General features: G+C 70.9%; 15 protein-coding genes. 7 read left to right on the top strand and 8 right to left on the bottom strand.

The window, feature by feature from the left end:
• Positions 1–435: 435 nt before the first annotated feature.
• On the top strand, positions 436–1,131 hold the full coding sequence (locus SD37_RS31360) for a PP2C family protein-serine/threonine phosphatase (protein WP_044855952.1): 696 nt from the start codon (positions 436–438) through the stop codon (positions 1,129–1,131).
• 9 nt (positions 1,132–1,140) lie between these two features.
• On the opposite strand, the gene SD37_RS31365 is transcribed toward SD37_RS31360, so the two are convergent.
• From SD37_RS31365 to SD37_RS31375, 3 genes are all read right to left on the bottom strand, one after another.
• Complete coding sequence (locus SD37_RS31365; protein ID WP_044855951.1) at positions 1,141–1,605, bottom strand: DUF2127 domain-containing protein; 465 nt, start codon at positions 1,603–1,605, stop codon at positions 1,141–1,143.
• A gap of 138 nt (positions 1,606–1,743) precedes the next feature.
• Complete coding sequence (locus SD37_RS31370) at positions 1,744–3,201, bottom strand: amidohydrolase (RefSeq protein WP_044855950.1); 1,458 nt, start codon at positions 3,199–3,201, stop codon at positions 1,744–1,746.
• 39 nt (positions 3,202–3,240) lie between these two features.
• A complete protein-coding gene (locus tag SD37_RS31375) occupies positions 3,241–3,693 on the bottom strand; it encodes a MarR family winged helix-turn-helix transcriptional regulator (protein WP_044855949.1) in 453 nt (150 codons plus the stop codon).
• 143 nt (positions 3,694–3,836) lie between these two features.
• On the opposite strand from SD37_RS31375, the gene SD37_RS31380 reads away from it, so the two are divergent.
• The 3 genes from SD37_RS31380 (at position 3,837) to SD37_RS31390 (ending at position 7,861) form a co-directional block, all read left to right on the top strand.
• Positions 3,837–5,018 carry an MFS transporter gene (locus SD37_RS31380; RefSeq protein WP_044855948.1) on the top strand — a complete coding sequence of 394 codons (1,182 nt, stop codon included), beginning with the start codon at positions 3,837–3,839 and terminating at the stop codon, positions 5,016–5,018.
• Positions 5,019–5,047: 29 nt separating this feature from the next.
• Entirely contained in the window at positions 5,048–5,881 is an 834-nt protein-coding gene (locus tag SD37_RS31385; protein ID WP_044855947.1) for an aldo/keto reductase, read from the top strand.
• A gap of 138 nt (positions 5,882–6,019) precedes the next feature.
• Entirely contained in the window at positions 6,020–7,861 is a 1,842-nt protein-coding gene (locus SD37_RS31390) for a M48 family metalloprotease (RefSeq protein ID WP_236725156.1), read from the top strand.
• Positions 7,862–7,864: 3 nt separating this feature from the next.
• Here the strand turns inward: SD37_RS31390 and SD37_RS31395 are convergent, their stop codons facing one another.
• The gene (locus SD37_RS31395) at positions 7,865–8,695 is read right to left on the bottom strand and encodes an SAM-dependent methyltransferase (RefSeq protein WP_044855945.1); all 831 of its coding nucleotides are present in this window, start codon (positions 8,693–8,695) and stop codon (positions 7,865–7,867) included.
• A 165-nt stretch (positions 8,696–8,860) separates the two neighbouring features.
• Positions 8,861–9,958, bottom strand: coding sequence for a hypothetical protein (locus SD37_RS31400; RefSeq protein WP_083255338.1), 1,098 nt, complete (start codon positions 9,956–9,958; stop codon positions 8,861–8,863).
• A 144-nt stretch (positions 9,959–10,102) separates the two neighbouring features.
• Here SD37_RS31400 and SD37_RS31405 point away from each other — a divergent pair, with 144 nt between their 5' ends.
• Positions 10,103–11,413, top strand: coding sequence for a serine/threonine-protein kinase (locus SD37_RS31405; protein ID WP_052675146.1), 1,311 nt, complete (start codon positions 10,103–10,105; stop codon positions 11,411–11,413).
• Positions 11,414–11,463: 50 nt separating this feature from the next.
• On the top strand, positions 11,464–11,850 hold the full coding sequence (locus SD37_RS31410) for a hypothetical protein (protein WP_044855943.1): 387 nt from the start codon (positions 11,464–11,466) through the stop codon (positions 11,848–11,850).
• On the opposite strand, the gene SD37_RS31415 is transcribed toward SD37_RS31410, so the two are convergent.
• Positions 11,843–12,046, bottom strand: a complete 204-nt coding sequence (locus SD37_RS31415; protein WP_044855942.1) for a hypothetical protein — start codon at positions 12,044–12,046, stop codon at positions 11,843–11,845. The two genes, SD37_RS31410 and SD37_RS31415, sit on opposite strands and share 8 nt — an antisense overlap.
• A gap of 77 nt (positions 12,047–12,123) precedes the next feature.
• On the bottom strand, positions 12,124–12,666 hold the full coding sequence (locus SD37_RS31420; RefSeq protein WP_044855941.1) for a type 1 glutamine amidotransferase domain-containing protein: 543 nt from the start codon (positions 12,664–12,666) through the stop codon (positions 12,124–12,126).
• A gap of 100 nt (positions 12,667–12,766) precedes the next feature.
• On the opposite strand from SD37_RS31420, the gene SD37_RS31425 reads away from it, so the two are divergent.
• Positions 12,767–13,774 (top strand): DNA topoisomerase IB, encoded by a 1,008-nt coding sequence (locus SD37_RS31425; protein WP_044855940.1) that lies wholly within the window; start codon positions 12,767–12,769, stop codon positions 13,772–13,774.
• On the opposite strand, the gene SD37_RS31430 is transcribed toward SD37_RS31425, so the two are convergent.
• Positions 13,757–15,337: a SpoIIE family protein phosphatase gene (locus SD37_RS31430; protein ID WP_044855939.1), complete on the bottom strand. Its 1,581-nt coding sequence runs from the start codon at positions 15,335–15,337 to the stop codon at positions 13,757–13,759. The genes SD37_RS31425 and SD37_RS31430 overlap by 18 nt on opposite strands.
• Positions 15,338–15,449: the final 112 nt, after the last annotated feature.

Here is a 15,449-nt window from a genome sequence, read left to right on the forward strand (position 1 = left end):
TACCGGAGTTCAGCCCACCTCAATACCTAGACCCGCTCTGAAGAACCCGGCACAACCTGCTCCACCGCCCGACCTCCGCATCACCGAGGAGCCCGCCAGCCACACGGCGACGGGCCCTCGGCATGCCCACAGACAAACAACACCGTCACAGGCGACTGGGAAACCCACATGGCGGCCGACGGCTCCCCGAGTTCATCCCACCCCGTACCTAGACCCGTTCTGAAGAACCCGGCACAACACCCTCCACCGCGCCGCCACCCAACCCCGCACCACCCGAGGGGGCCACCACCCACACCGGCGACAGGCCCTCGGCACGCCCCCATTCCCAAGCTCCGAAACTCACCAGCCATTCGACAGCGAACCCTCAGGCCGCCCACAGGAAACCAGCGGATTCTGGAAGTGGGGAAAGAACCACCCGGCGGTGAGGAGAAGACCATGAGGGAGCTTCCACACTGGCACACGGCGAGCGCGCAGGGACCGCGCGAGCACAACGCGGACGCCGTCGGGGCGTACGCGGCGGCGGGCGGCGGCATCGTGTTCGCGCTGGCCGATGGAGTCGGAGATCACCCGAACGCGGCCTTCGCGGCGCGGACGGCGGTTTCGGCGGCGGTCCGGACACCGGTCAGCCAAGGCGCTGTCGCGGCTGTCTTGGCTGCTCAGCGCGCTGTACTCGGGTTCGGCGGGACGGGTGACTGCGTCCTCGTCGTGGCGATGCGCACCGACGAGGGGTATGGCATCGCGTGGGTCGGGGACGCCCGGGCGTACGCTTGGGACGGGTACACCGTGCGGCAAGTGACGAAAGACCATACGCTCGCGCAGTACTTCCGCGACCACGAACAACCCGTGACACCGCGGATGGAACACGTCGTCACCACCAGCGTCCGCACGGCCGGTGACCACGAGATCGGCACGGCCACCGTCACGACCGGCGGGCTTCTGCTCACCAGTGACGGCGTGCACAAGACACTCAGCGGGCCGACCATGCTCGACATCCTCGGGATGCCGGACAGGGCGGCCACCGAGCTGGTGCGGACGGCGATTTCGCTCGGTGGCTCCGACAACGCCACCGCGATCGTGGTGGATCCGCCGGGCGCGGATCTCACCACCGAGAAATTTCGCGTCGCGGCCTGAACCGGGCGGTCAGGCCGCGACGCGATCCCGTTTGAGCTGACGGTACTCGCGCAGCACCAGCACGACGATCACGACGTCGAGGGCGGCGAAGAACGGCAGCGCGAGCGAGTGCGTGTGGAACGCCCGGAAGATCTCGTAGACCACGAACGCCGAGAGCACGACGGCGGCGACGGGGTAGGCGCGCATCACCTTGCGGGCCAGCGCCCACACCAGGCCGAGCTTGATGAGTCCGTGCGCGACGAGGTACACGACGGCGAACGTCCGGCCTTCGACGAAGTGACCGGCGGCGAGTTCGAGGTGCCGGGCCAGCGTCCCCTCGGGGTCGCCGAGCAGGTCGCGGGTGACCACGGCGTGCGCGAAACCGGTGACGACCGAGGCCGGGACGACCATCAGGACGAGTCCGCCCACCAGCTGCAGGGCACCATCGAGTCCTTTCAGGGCGATGGCGATCCGGAACAGCTTCTCGGTGGTCATGGGCGCTCCTTCCACGATCACCTCACCCTGCCGCACCCCGCCGCCGGGCGCAGCCGCCGTCACCGGAACAGGCGGTTTCGGCAGGTCCGGCAGCGTTCGTAGGTGCGCCGCAGCGCAGCGGGCGCGGAAAGGAAAGACTCAAGACGCGTAGGTGACCCTGCCGTTCATCACGGTCGCGGTGATGGGGATGTCGCGCAGCCCGGCGGGCGTGAGCCGCGCCGGATCCACCGCCGTGACGACCAGATCCGCGACGTCCCCGACAGCCACCGAGGACCTGCCGCCGGACGCCGCCGCGAGCGAGGCCGCCAGGGGCATGGCCTGCTCGGGATGCCACGGCGGGCGGTCGTCGTCGGTGCGGCTGACCGCGGACGCGATCGCGTCCCACGGGTCCAGCGGCGCGACCGGGGCGTCCGAGCCGAACTCCAGCTTCACCCCGGCGCGGTGCAGGGCACCGTAGGGGAAGGCGCGCTCGGTCCAGCCGTGCCAGTGCCGGTCGGCGACGTCGCGGTCGTCCGGCTGGTGGGCGGGTTGCACGCTCGCCACGACACCCAGTTCGGCGAAGCGCACGACGTCCTCGGCACGCAGCAACTGCGCGTGTTCGATCCGGCCCGCGCAGCCGACGTGCGCGAAAGCGTCGAGCGCGATCTTGTTGGCGTGGTCGCCGATCGCGTGCACCGCCGGTGAGAGGCCGTGCTCGAAAGCCTTGCGCATCAACGGTTCCAGCTCCTCGGGTGGCAGTTCGAGGAGCCCGTGGGAGTCGGTTCCGGCGTAATGACCCACGCAGTACGCGGTGCGCGTGTTCAGCGAGCCGTCGACGAACAGCTTGAACGGGCCGACCGTCAGCAGCCCTCCGGTGTCTTCGAGGACGTCGCCGGTGCGGTGGCCGCGTTCGACGGCGGTATCGAGCAGGTACTTCGCGATCACGCAGGAAACCCGCACCGGCAAGGGTTTCCGCGCCAGCCGTCGCCGCCAGTGGGTGACCGTGTCGGTGTACTCGTAGTCGACGATCTTGGTGACGCCGCGGGCGGCCGCCGCGTCGAGCGCGTCGGCGACCCAGCCGTCGATGACGTGGTCGGGGGCGATCGGGAGGTCGGCCGTCGCGCTCATGCAGTCGTTCTCCAGCAGCACCCCGGTCGGATGCTCGCGGCCGATGAGCTTCAGCGCGGCCGGGCTGAGCCACAGCGTGTGGAGGTCGGCGCTGAAGAGGGCGACGGGATGCCCCGGCAGCGCCTTCTGGAGCAGGTCCTTGTGCGGCGTGTCGGGCCAGAGGCCGTCGCGGAACCCGGCGCCGAGGACGAGTTCGCCGGGCGGCGCGGGGTTCGCCAGCAGATGGGCGAGGACGAGATCGACCGTGTGCGCGGCGGAGCGCGCCTCCCCCAGCGGGATCCGGCGGCGCACCGCCGACCATTGCGCGGTGTGCACGTGGGCGTCGACGAGGCCGGGCAGCAGCGTGCCGCCGTGCCCGTCCAGGGTCTCCGACGCCTCACCCGCGTGCCCCGGCCCCTCGATGGCCGCGATCCGGCCACCCTTGATCAGCACGTCCGACAGGGACCCCGCCAAGCCGACCCGGACCCGGCGCAACAGAAGATCGTCCACCCCCTCACCTTGCCAGCCCCATCACGTTCCGCGGGAGGGTCAGGAGCGGGCGAAGGTGAGTTTTCCCAGTGCGGCGACCAGAGGGGCGAGTTCGGGGAGCTCCTCGGCGGCGGACAACGCCTCGGTGAGGACGGCGTCGTGCGTCGGCCGCGCGGCCGCGAGCAGTTCCTGCCCGGACGGCGTGACCTCGGTGTAGATCCCCCGGCGGTCGGTCGGGCACAGGTACCGCTGCAGCAGCCCCCGTCCCTCCAGCCGCGAGACCAGCCGCGTCGTCGCCGACTGGCTGAGCACGACGGCGTTCGACAGCTGGTTCATCCGCAGGTGGAAGCCGTCCTGCCGGGCGAGTACGTCCAGCACGGTGTACTCGCTGACGGACAGTTCGTGCTTCCGCGCCAGCTCGCGCTCCAGCGCGTCCTCGATCCGCGCGTGCAGTGCGGCGAGGGTCCGCCAGCCCTGAGCGCGTGCCTCCACGGCGTCGTCGGCCAGTGACACGGTTCACCTCTTCCCCGGTTGCCCGAGCTTCGTTGCGTCGTGCATCATCAAGCGTGTGCAATATACGGCGTGTGCAACTATTCCAGACGCTCGTAGTTGCCAACGCCAACTACCACCACTCTACGGGAAGAAGTGAACCTCCCATGCCTGCCGCTCTGCTCGCACTGGCGATCAGCGCCTTCGGTATCGGCACCACCGAGTTCGTGATCATGGGCCTGTTGCCCGAGGTCGCGGGCGACTTCGGGGTCTCGATCCCCTCCGCGGGGCTGCTGATCTCCGGCTACGCGCTCGGCGTCGTGGTCGGCGCCCCGGTGCTGACCGCGCTCGCGTCGCGGGTGCCGCGCAAGACGGTCCTGGTCGGCCTCATGGTCCTGTTCATCGCCGGCAACGTCGTTTCCGCGGTGGCCCCGTCCTACGGCCTGCTGATGACCGGCCGCGTGGTCGCCGCGCTCTCGCACGGCGCGTTCTTCGGCGTCGGCTCGGTCGTGGCCGCCTCCCTGGTCGCGCCCACCAAACAGGCCAGCGCCATCGCGATGATGTTCACCGGGCTGACCGTCGCCAACGTCCTCGGCGTCCCCGCCGGGACCGCGCTGGGCCAGGCGCTGGGCTGGCGCTCGACCTTCTGGGCGGTCAGCCTCCTCGGCGTGATCGGCCTGATCGGGATCCTCGCGCTGGTGCCGGTCCAGTCGACGACGCGGAGCACGGGCCTGCGCGACGAACTCGCCGTGTTCCGGCGTCCCCAGGTATGGCTCGCGCTGGCGATGACCGCGCTCGGGTTCGCCGGGGTGTTCGCGTCCTTCACCTACATCGCCCCGATGATGACCGAGGTCGCCGGCTTCTCCCCCGGCGCGGTGACCTGGCTGCTCGTGCTGTTCGGCGCCGGCCTGTTCGCCGGCAACCTGATCGGCGGCAAGGCGGCCGACCGGTCGCTGATGCCCAGCCTCTACGTCATCCTCGCCGCGCTCGCGGCCGTGTTGATCGTGTTCGTCTTCACCGCGCACGCCCAGCTGCCCGCCGCGATCACCATCGCGGTCTTCGGCGCCGCCGGTTTCGCGACCGTCGCGCCGCTGCAGGCCCGCGTCATGAACAAGGCCGAAGGCGCCCCCGCGCTGGCTTCGGCCGCCAACATCGCCGCGTTCAACCTCGGCAACGCCGGGGGCGCGTGGCTCGGCGGCCAGGCCATCGACGCCGGTCTCGGCTACACCGCGCCCAACTGGATCGGCGCCGCGCTCGCGCTCGCCGGACTGCTGGTCGCGGTCATCTCAGGCATGCTCGACCATGGGCGGCGGAAGGCTCGTCGCGCCGAACCGGCCCCCGCCGCCTGATCCGTGAGCACTCACCGAAAGGAAAGCAAGTGACCGACATTCCCACCGTCAAGCTGAACAACGGGGTGGAGATGCCGCAGCTCGGATTCGGCGTCTTCCAGGTACCCGACGAGGAGACCACCGCCGCGGTCAAGACCGCGCTGGACGCCGGGTACCGCAGTATCGACACCGCCGCCATCTACGGCAACGAGGCAGGCGTCGGCAAGGCCCTCGCCGAGTCCGGGATCGCCCGCGACGACCTGTTCATCACCACCAAGTTGTGGAACAGCGAGCAGGGCTACGACAGCACCCTGAAGGCGTTCGACGCCAGCATGGCCAAACTGGGCCTGGAGCGGCTGGACCTGTACCTCATCCACTGGCCGACTCCTGAGCGCGATCTCTTCCTCGACACGTGGAAGGCCTTCGAGAAGCTCTACGCCGACGGCCGCGTGCGCGCGATCGGGGTGTCCAACTTCCAGCCCGCCCACCTCCAGCGCGTCCTCGACAGCGGCTCCGTCGTCCCGGCGGTGAACCAGATCGAGCTGCACCCGTACCTGCAGCAGCCCGAGCTGCGCGAGTTCGACGCGAAGCACGGCATCGCGACCGAAGCGTGGAGCCCGCTGGCCAAGGGCGGCGACCTGCTCGGCGAAGCCGCGGTGAAGGCATTGGCGGACAAGCACGGCCGCACCCCCGCGCAGATCGTCCTGCGGTGGCACCTGCAGCTGGGCAACGTCGTGATCCCGAAATCCGTGACGCCGTCGCGGATCAAGGAGAACCTGGACGTCTTCGGCTTCACCCTGTCGGACGAGGACGTCGCGTCGCTGTCCGGCCTGGAGCGCGGCGAGCGCACCGGACCCGATCCCGACACCTTCAACGTCGCCTAGGCGGGGGTAGCTCTTCGTTCTCGCACGAGCCCTCTGTGTAGCCGGTTACTATTCGGCCGCACAGAGGGCACTTGTGCGAAAAGAGGTAACCGGACGATGCAGGCCCGAGGACGCGCCGTCCTCGCGACACTTCTGCTCGTGGCGTTCCCATTGGCGGTCGTCGCGGTGGGCGTCGCCAGTGTGCTGGCGGGCCTGCGGATCCCGGGCAAACCCGGCACCTACGTCATGCTCGCCGGCCTCGGGATGATGATCGCGCTCGGCTTCGGGCTGGTGAGCGCGTTGCGGGCGCGGCGTCCCCCGATCGAGGGGCCGCGGCTGGACCGCGACGCGCATCCCGCGCTGTGGGAGATGATCGACGACCTCGCCGCCCAGGTGAAGACGCGGCCACCGGACGAGATCGTGCTGATCGGCGAGATCAACGCGGCGGTCACCGAGGACGCCCGGTTCCTCGGCCTGCGGCCCGGCCGCCGCACGATGCTGATCGGGCTGCCGTTGCTGGCCGCGATGAGCGTGAGCGAACTGCGGTCGGTACTCGCGCACGAACTCGGCCACTACAGCGGCGGCCACACCCGGCTGCTCGCGCTCACCTACCGCGGCACGCAGACCCTGGCCTTCACCGTGGACCGGCTGGACGGCGGCCCCGCCAGGGCCCTGCTCTCCGCGTATTCGAAGCTGTACCTGCTGATCGCGCGGTCGGCGAACCGGCGGCAGGAACTGCAGGCCGACGAGGCGTCCGTGCTCGCGGCGGGTAGCCGGACGGCGGCCGCGGCGCTGCGGAAGGTCGCGACGCTGAGCCCCCTCTGGAACGACTACAGCGACCGTTACGTCTCGCTCGGCGCGGCGGCGCGGCGCACTCCCCCGGTCCTGCTGGGTTTCCGGTCGTACCTCAACCACCCCGTCCAGCGGGACTGGGTGGCCGAGTACGCCGACGACATCCTCGACGGTGAAGAGCTGTCGAAGTTCGACAGCCACCCACCCACGAAGCGGCGGATCGCCGCGCTGACCGGGGTGCCGGACAACCCGGTGAAGCCGGACGCGCGGCCGGGTTGGTCGCTGCTGGGCTCGCCGAAGGTCGACGTCCCCGAGGCGGAGCTGGCGGTGCTGATCCGCGACGTCGGGCCGCGGGCAGACTGGGACGAGGTCGTCAAACGCGCCGGCCGGGCATCGGTGGCACAGGGCGCGAAACTGCTGACCTCGGCCGGGCTCGAGAGCAGGCTGGCGCCGCGCGGCACGATCGGCGAGGTGGTGCGGGTGCTGCGCGACGGCGACGCCGACGCGCTCGCCAAACCCCTGCGGGCCCCGTCCCGCGAAGAGGGCCGCGCACTGCTGACCGAGCTGTTCGCCGACACCGTCACCGCCGCGATGATCGACAACGGCGTCGCCGCGCACCGGCTGAACTGGGGCGGCGGCTGGGAACTCTGCCTCGGTGACGGCGAACCGTTCGACGTCGCCGAGCTGGTCGCCCCGGCCGTGGCGAGCCCGCGTGCGGTCGACGAACTGGTCCACAACCTGCAGCTGCTGAAGGTGCCGGCCGGCTACTTCTGCAAGCAGGAGCCCGAACGCGAGCCGGACCCCGCCGAAGCCAGGATGCTCGGGATGTTCACCGCGCTGAAGGCCAAGCGCAGGCTCTACGACCTGATCGTCTGCGACACCGAGGTGGTGCTGCTGCCGATGGCGCGTTCGGTACTGCTCCGCCGCGGCGCCGCCGGGCTGATCGGGGCACGCGGGGTTTCCGACCGCAAGCGGATCCGGAAGCTGCGGGAGCGCGGCCTCGACGATCTGCGCGCCGAACCGGGGGCGCGGCGGATCCCGTTCACGGACATCGTCGCGGGCGGTTTCCCCCGTCGGAAGCTCACCGCCTACTTGACGATGGAGCTGTCCGACGGCGAGAAGCTGGAACTGGCGATCACCGGCAACACCGAGGACTTCGGTACCGCGCACGACGAGCTGAAGGCGTTCTTCCGGTCTTTGAAGGACTGACCACTAAGCCTTGAAGCCGACCCCGCCGAGGCTGAGGTGGTTCAGGTCGCTCAGCGGCGCCAGCCGCGGCCCTTCCGGCCACCATTCGTGCAGCGGGACCACGCCGGGTTCGAGGACGTCCAGCCCGTCGAACAGCGACTCGATCTCCTCGCGGCTGCGGTGCACGGTGCGGTAACCGGTCTCCGCCATCAGGTCGTCGATCTTCCGCGCGAGCGCGGCGCGCGGACCGTCGCCGGGGTTGAAATGGTGGGTCAGCAGCACGTACGACCCTGGCGCGATCGCGTCGACGTAGGCGCGGACGACCGCCCGCGCCTTGCCGAAGTCTTCGATGTGGTGCAGCACCGAATTCAGGATCACCGCGACCGGGCGATCGAGTTCGATGTGCTCGCTGACGACCGGATCGGCCAGGGTCTGCGCGGGATCGGTCAGATCCGCGCCGCTGACGTGGACGAGGTGATCCTCCAGCAGGGCCAGCCCGTGCGCCTGGACGACCGGGTCGTGGTCGACGTAGACGACCAGCGCGTCGGGGTTGTACCGCTGCGCCGACTGGTGGGTGTTCTCCGCCGTGGGCAGGCCCGACCCAAGGTCGAGGAACTGGTCGATGCCGCGGGCGCCGGCGAGGAACCGGACCACCCGGCTCGACCAGGAGCGGAACTCCTTGGCCATCGCGGCGGAATCGGGGGCCAGGGCGAGCAGATCCGCGACCGCCCGCCTGTCGACCTCGTAGTGGTCGTGTCCGCCGAGAAGGGCGTCCTTCATCCGGGCGAGATTGGGCTTGCTGTAATCGAGGGGCAGTGGGCGCCTCGGCACAGACCGGACCTCGTCCGAAGTCATGGACACGTTCCACCCTCCAGCCGTGTTCCGGGGCGCGGCAAGCGCGTCCCACGGCTCCCTCGACATCGACGGACAGTACTCAGATTACGACATGGCGTGTAGCGCTGTGAACCTCCCCAAGGGCCTTGCCTACCTGCGGTGATCACTCATGCGGAGAGCGTTGCCTCACGCGAAGGTGAGTTCACGCCACGTGACGCCGCCGTCGGTGGTGCGGTAGACGGCCGATCCGCCCTCGGCGTCGGGCAGCCCGTCGACCACCACGCCGACGCGCTCGTCGGGGAAGTCCAGGTCGTTGAGGCAGACACCGCGGCCGCTGAGCACCGTCGTCGTCCAGGTCGCGCCGCCGTCGGCGGTGCTGTGCAGGAAGCCGGTCCCGCCGCCTTCCGCCGCGACGGTCGCCGCCGTGGGCGACGCGGCGCTGAAACTCTGGTTGATCCCGAGGGTGGGCGCCTGTGCCGTTCCGGTGAACCGCCCGCCGAGTTTCGGCGCCCGCCACAGCCGCCGGACGGTCGCCCCCGGCTGCGGCGACCCCGGACCGCCGCTGCACAGCGCCAGCACCTGTCCCTGCCGGATTCCGCTCAACGAAGCCGAACTGTCCGCCGGGCACGGCGGCGGCGCGCTCGTGAACTTCACCCCATCGGGCGACGTCCAGTACTTCTGGACGCGGTAGTCCGACCCCATGGAGACCTGGACCCCGCCGCTGACGGCGACATCGCCGTAGGTCGCGGAACCGGTGACGGTGAATCCAGGGACCGGCAGCAGGACCCGCGCGCCGGGGAGCCCGGAGTAGAGCGTCGTCGTCGACGGGCTGCCGAAACCAGTGACCATCGCGAACACCCTGGGCCCTGATTCGGTGATTTTCGAAATATAGAACGGCTCCCGGACACCGGCGAGCCGGACGCGGGACCACTGGCCTCCGCCGTCGCGACTGGCGAGCAGACGCGTGCCGTCGGAGAGGAAGAGATCCCGTTCGCCGATCACCGTGAGCTTGACCTGATTGTGGTTGTCCGGCAACGAGATCGGCGGGGTGCCGACCTGCCGCCACCGCTTCCCGCCGTCGGTGGTGGAGAGCAGCGACGCGCACCATCCCGGCTTACCGCAGGGCGAAAACCCGAGGACGAAGCCGTGCCTCGGGCCGGTCCAGCTCGTCGACGCGGGGGCGAAACCCCGGGGTACCGACGATTCGGCGGCAGCGGGCGGGGCGGGGACGGCCAGGGCGGTCAGTGCGGCGGCGGCGAGCGCGACCCACCGGTTCGGCTTCATGATCACGGGACGTCCGGCCCCGCGCGGGGTTGCCCGCCATTCGGGGTGAACCCGCCGTTCACGTCCGGTACGCTCGCACACCTTGTTTCGCCCGGGGCCGAACCGGGTATACGGCGTTCGGCCGGTGAGACGGAGGTAGCACCGATGGACGACGGTGACGAGGAAGCACACCTCGATGCCGGGACCACGCAGCGCCGCTTCAGCCTGAACGTCCACGATCCGGACCATCTGCCGCGCAAGCTAGCCGGCCGGTACGAGGTCGGCGACCTGCTGGGCCGTGGCGCGACCGCCCGTGTGTTCCGCGCCCGTGACCTGCTCGAACAGCGCGAAGTCGCACTGAAGCTCTTCCACGCCGATACGATGACCCGCGACGAACGCCGTCGCGAGCAGGAGATCAAGACCCTCAGCGCGGTACGGCATCCGGGCCTGGTCCCGATGTACGACGCGGGTTCCGACGACGGCTACAGCTATCTCACGATGCGCCTGGTCGAAGGGCCGAACCTCGCCCAGCGGCTGCGTTCCGGCCCGCTCTCCCAGGGCGAGGTCGTCGAACTGGCCGCCCGGCTGGCGGACGCGCTCGCGCACGTCCACGCGCACGGCATCACCCACCGCGATCTCAAGCCGGCGAACATCCTGATGTCCGACGACGGCCCGCTGATCGGCGACTTCGGTGTCGCGCACGCCTTCGACGCGACCAGGGTGACCGAGACCGGTGGCGTCGTCGGCACGGCCGCGTACATGGCCCCCGAACAGGTCCGCGGCGAAAACATCGGCCCGCCCGCGGACGTCTACGCGCTCGGCCTGGTGCTGCTGGAATGCCTGTCCGGCGAGCGGGAGTACACCGGGACGCCGGTGGAGGCCGCCGTCGGGCGGTTGCACCGCCAGCCCCGGATCCCCGCCGGGTTGTCCACCACCATGACGACGCTGCTGCGCGGGATGACCGCGCGGAAACCGTCGCAGCGCCCGACGGCCGCGGCGATCGCGCGGATCCTGCTGGAGGACTCCACCGGGACGAAGGTCGTCCACCTCGCGCCCGCCACCCGCAAACGCGCGGCCGTGGTCGCCGCCATCAGCGCGCCCGCCGCCGCGATCACCGTCGGCGTGCTGCTGGCGATCAACCAGACCGACGCGAATCCACCGCTCCGGCCGGACGGGATGGTCCCGCCCGCGGCGACCGGGGCGCCTGGCCAGACGACGAGCAGCGACGCTCCCTCGACGGAGGTCGTCGAGGTGCCCACACGCGGGGCGGAAGGCTCCGGCGGCACCGTTGTGGTGACCCAGGACCACGGCCCGGCGACCACGAATCCGCCGGGGAGCGGCGAAAACGCCGGTGCCACCTCGACACCGGAACGCTCGGCCGCGAACAGTGGCGGGCAGAGCACGTCGGACCGGCCGAGCAAGTCGAAGCCCCGGCCCACCACCAGGACGAGACCGAGCACCCCGGGCCCCGGCTGAGCGTCCGCCCGGCCGGGCTGTCCACTGTGGACGAATGATGGGAGACGGCGATGACCTACATCAACGACCCGCGAGAGCCGCAGGAGGAGATCGTCGAGCAGACGCCTGCCCGGATCCGCGTCGTGCGCGTCGTCAACGCCCTCGTCCACGCCGTGTGCTGGGTCTTCGCGCTGGTGCTGATCGTGCACATCCTGCTCGTGTTCGGCGAGGCCAATCCCGGCAACGGGTTCGCGCAGCTGATCGACGGGTGGTCACGCGGGGTCTCGCTCGGCCTGCGCAACCTGTTCACCCCGGACGGCGTCAAACTGCGAACCCTGCTCAACGACGGCCTGGCCGCCCTGCTGTGGCTGATCATCGGCGGCGTGGTGACCGATCTGGTCACGCGGATCGGCCTGCCGGGCCCGAAACGGGTCTGGTACCGGCGGACCCTCAGCTGAGCGAGCCCGGCTCCCCCTGGGGGACGTCACCGGCCTGGGCCTGCTCGGCCCGGGCGTCGGTGACGTTCGCGGTGGCGGAAGTCTCCATGGCCTGCTCGGCGGGCAGGCGGGAGCCCGATTCGGCCTCGGTGTCGAAATGCCCGGTGTCGAAATGCTCACGGCACCAACGGCCGTAGCGTCTGGCATGCACGGTCATCGCGGCACCTCCTTCTCTGCCACCAGAATCCCCCAAGACTGTGACCGGCGCCACTCATTTGGCCGGTACCGGCCCGCTCATTTCGCGAATTCCGCCACGATCGTGGCGCAGAAGGCGGGCAGGTCATCGGGGTTCCGGCTGGAGATCAGGCCGTTGTCGTTGACGACCTCCTGGTCGACGACGGTGCCGCCGGCGTTGCGGATGTCGGTGCGCACGCTGGGATAGGACGTGAGCGTGCGGCCGCGGACGACGTCGGCCTCGACCAGCGTCCACGGTCCGTGGCAGATGACGCCGACCGGTTTGCCGCTGTTGACGAAGTCACGGACGAACCGGACCGCGTTCTCGTCGGCGCGCAGATTGTCCGGGTTCATCGTGCCGCCGGGGAGGACCAGCGCGTCGAAATCGTCGACCGTGACGTCCTTGACGACCCGGTCCACGGTGAACCGGTCCGCCTTGTCGATGTCGCCGTTCATGGCCTGGATCTCGCCGGGTTCCAGCGAGACGACCTCGGCCGTGGCCCCCGCGTCGGTGACCGCCTTCCGCGGTTCGACCAGTTCGACCTGTTCCACCCCGTCCGTGGCCAGGATGGCCACGCGGCGCCCGTTCAGCGATGTCGCCATGGTTTTCCCTCCTTGGGTCGTTCTCCGTCCCCCGACTACCCCGGGCCGGGCTCGCCGAACCATGGGTATGGATCGGGGTGACCGCGGGTATTCGCGGCGCATGCGACTTCGGCGAGCGGACCTCGGCTCCCCCGGTATCCGGAGGCGGCGCAGGGGTCGCGGCTTCGGCTACCTGACCCCGGACGGCGAACCCCTGAAGGACGAGGACACGATCGAACGGATCACCAAGCTCGCGATCCCGCCCGCGTGGCGGCGCGTCTGGATCTCGCCGTCGGACAACGCGCACATCCAGGCCGTCGGCGTGGACGACGCCGGACGGCGCCAGTACCTCTACCACCCCGAGTGGCGGCGGGCCAGGGACGAGGAGAAGCACGAACGGGTGCTCGCACTGGCCCGGCGGCTCCCCAAGCTCCGCGAAGCCGTCCAGAAGGACCTCGATTCCCGTGGCCTCACCCGCGAACGCGTACTCGCCGGGGCGCTGCGCATGCTCGACCTCGGCGTCTTCCGGACCGGCGGCGAGGACTACGCCGACGAGAACGGGACGCACGGGCTGGCGACGCTGCTGTGCGAGCACGTGACGGTCAGCGAAGGCTGCCTGCTCTGCGACTACCCCGCGAAAGGCGGGATCCAGCGGAAGGTCCGGCTCCGCGACGACAGCCTCTTGCGGCTGATCCGCTCGCTCCGGCGCGCCCGCGGCGGGGAATCGCGCCTGCTCGCCTACCGGCAGGGCCGCGAGTGGCACGAAGTGCGGGCCGAAGACATCAACGAACGGCTCAAGGAACTCGTGGGCGAGGACTTCACCGCGAAGGACCTGCGGACCTGGAACGCCACCGTGCTCGCGGCCTCCGCCTTCGCGGACAAGGAAAAGCCGTCGAGCCAGCGCGGGGTGAAGCGGGTCGAAAAGGCGGTGATGACGGAGGTCGCCGAGGGGCTCGGGAACACACCCACCGTCGCGAGACAGTCCTATGTGGACCCTCGGGTGATCGAGGCCTACGAGAAGGACCGGACCATCGAACGCGCGGTGCGGCGGGCGGGGAAGGCGGCGGACCGCGACGAGGCGCGGACGATCATCGAACGGGCGGTGGTGCGGTTACTGGGCGGGGCGTGACCTGGCCTCGATGGCGAGGACGGCGATGTCGTCGTGGGTTCCGCTGCCGAGCCATTCGCGCACCGCCGAGCGCACCCGCCCGACCACTTCGCGGCCGGAGAGCCCTCCGCAGCGGGTCAGCAGCTCACGCAGCCGCTCGTCCCCGAACAGGTCCGACGGCCGCTCGTGGTGGCGTGCCTCGGTGATCCCGTCGGTGTAGAGCAGGCAGACGTCGCCCTCGGCCAGCTTGATGGTGGTCTCGGCGAACCGCGCCTGCGGGGAGATCCCGACCAGCGTGCCGGGCAGGGTGATCTCGTCGACCCCGCCACGGCGGCGGATCACCAGCGGCGCGGGATGCCCGCCCGAGGCCAGGGTGAGCGACGGGCCGTCGTCCCCGTCTCCCACCGAGCCGAGCACCAGCGTCGCGAACCGGCCGCTGCCACCGCTGATCAGCAGGGCGTTGAGCAGGCTCAGCAGCGTGATGCCGTCCTGCTCGACGAGGTTGAGCGCGGCGAGGGTCTGCCGGACCCGGCCGGTGAGCGCGGCCGCCTCGGCGCCCTTGCCGCAGACGTCGCCGAGGACGAACATCGCCCCGCCGTCCTCACGCGGCAGCACGTCGTAGAAGTCGCCGCCGACGTCGAGCAGCCCGCCCGACGGCTCGTACCAGACGTCGAACTTGACGCCGGGCACCTCCGGCGGCGGCGTCGGGCGCAGCGTGGTCTCCAGACCGCGGGTGGCCTCTTCCTGGCGGGCGTAGCGGTGCGCGTTGGCCAGCGCGGTCCCGGCCGCGCGGGCGAACTCGGCGACCGCGCGCGGATGGTCGTCGCCGAACGCGGGCGGGCCGCGCCTGCCCAGCACGACCGCGCCGGTGACCCCGGCGCCGCCGTCGAGGCCCAGCGAGACCACGGTGACCGACGAATGGACGGCGAGCCGCTCCGCGACGACCGCGGGCAGCGTCGCGACCTCTTCCTCCGGGACGGCCTTGGCCTCGGGTTCGTCGGTGGAGGCGAAGGTGCCGGCGAGTACCGGGGCCAGCTGGGCCGGGACGCGGCGGATCCGGCCGTGCCCGTGGTTGGTGCGGTGGTCGCAGCTCCACCACTCCCAGCGGCCGCGGGTGGTCGGCAACAGGACGAAGACGCAGTCGGCGAGTTCCGCCGCGGCGACCTCGGCGATCACCTTCGCCGTCCCGTGCCGTCCCCGTGCGGAGGCCAGCCGGGGCGCCGAGGCGGCGAGGAAGCCGTCGACCCGGGGGCCGTCGGCGGCGACCGCGGAGGTGACCGTCCACGCGTGCCAGCCGCCGGGCAGCGTCCGGATGCGCGCGGGGAACCGGCGGCCGGTGTGCTCGACATGCCCGACGTCCGGGCCTTCGGCGGTCAGCACCGGGCGGCCGCCGCCGAACAGCTCCCTGGCGGCGGGGTTCGACCAGCGCAACGCGCCGCCGACGTCCTGGACGAGCACGGCGTCACGCACGTCTTCGAGCAGCTCGCGCCAGAACCTCCCGGATTCGGGCAGCGCGCCCTCACTTGCCGTGGGCGACGGCTCCGAGGGGAGCGACGTCGAGGCCGGGGCCGGCCGTGACACCATTCCCGGACCTCCTCCTGCCTTGCGGGTAGCGCAGTGTGAGCGGGCGGACTGGCTCGAAGTGTAGGTCGAATCATGGCACGCTGATGCGACGACCATGGCTTGGCATGCGTGG

The organism is Amycolatopsis orientalis (assembly GCF_000943515.2).
In the GTDB taxonomy this organism is placed as follows: Bacteria; Actinomycetota; Actinomycetes; order Mycobacteriales; family Pseudonocardiaceae; genus Amycolatopsis; species Amycolatopsis orientalis.

Bases quoted from the DNA above. Each gene is read 5' to 3' on its own strand.
- SD37_RS31420 (WP_044855941.1), bottom strand. From the start codon at position 12,666: ATGGCGACATCGCTGAACGGGCGCCGCGTGGCCATCCTGGCCACGGAC.
- SD37_RS31415 (WP_044855942.1), bottom strand. From the start codon at position 12,046: ATGACCGTGCATGCCAGACGCTACGGCCGTTGGTGCCGTGAGCATTTC.
- SD37_RS31360 (WP_044855952.1), top strand. From the start codon at position 436: ATGAGGGAGCTTCCACACTGGCACACGGCGAGCGCGCAGGGACCGCGC.
- SD37_RS31405 (WP_052675146.1), top strand. From the start codon at position 10,103: ATGGACGACGGTGACGAGGAAGCACACCTCGATGCCGGGACCACGCAG.
- SD37_RS31380 (WP_044855948.1), top strand. From the start codon at position 3,837: ATGCCTGCCGCTCTGCTCGCACTGGCGATCAGCGCCTTCGGTATCGGC.
- SD37_RS31425 (WP_044855940.1), top strand. From the start codon at position 12,767: ATGCGACTTCGGCGAGCGGACCTCGGCTCCCCCGGTATCCGGAGGCGG.
- SD37_RS31365 (WP_044855951.1), bottom strand. From the start codon at position 1,605: ATGACCACCGAGAAGCTGTTCCGGATCGCCATCGCCCTGAAAGGACTC.
- SD37_RS31400 (WP_083255338.1), bottom strand. From the start codon at position 9,958: ATGAAGCCGAACCGGTGGGTCGCGCTCGCCGCCGCCGCACTGACCGCC.
- SD37_RS31395 (WP_044855945.1), bottom strand. From the start codon at position 8,695: ATGACTTCGGACGAGGTCCGGTCTGTGCCGAGGCGCCCACTGCCCCTC.
- SD37_RS31410 (WP_044855943.1), top strand. From the start codon at position 11,464: ATGACCTACATCAACGACCCGCGAGAGCCGCAGGAGGAGATCGTCGAG.
- SD37_RS31430 (WP_044855939.1), bottom strand. From the start codon at position 15,337: ATGGTGTCACGGCCGGCCCCGGCCTCGACGTCGCTCCCCTCGGAGCCG.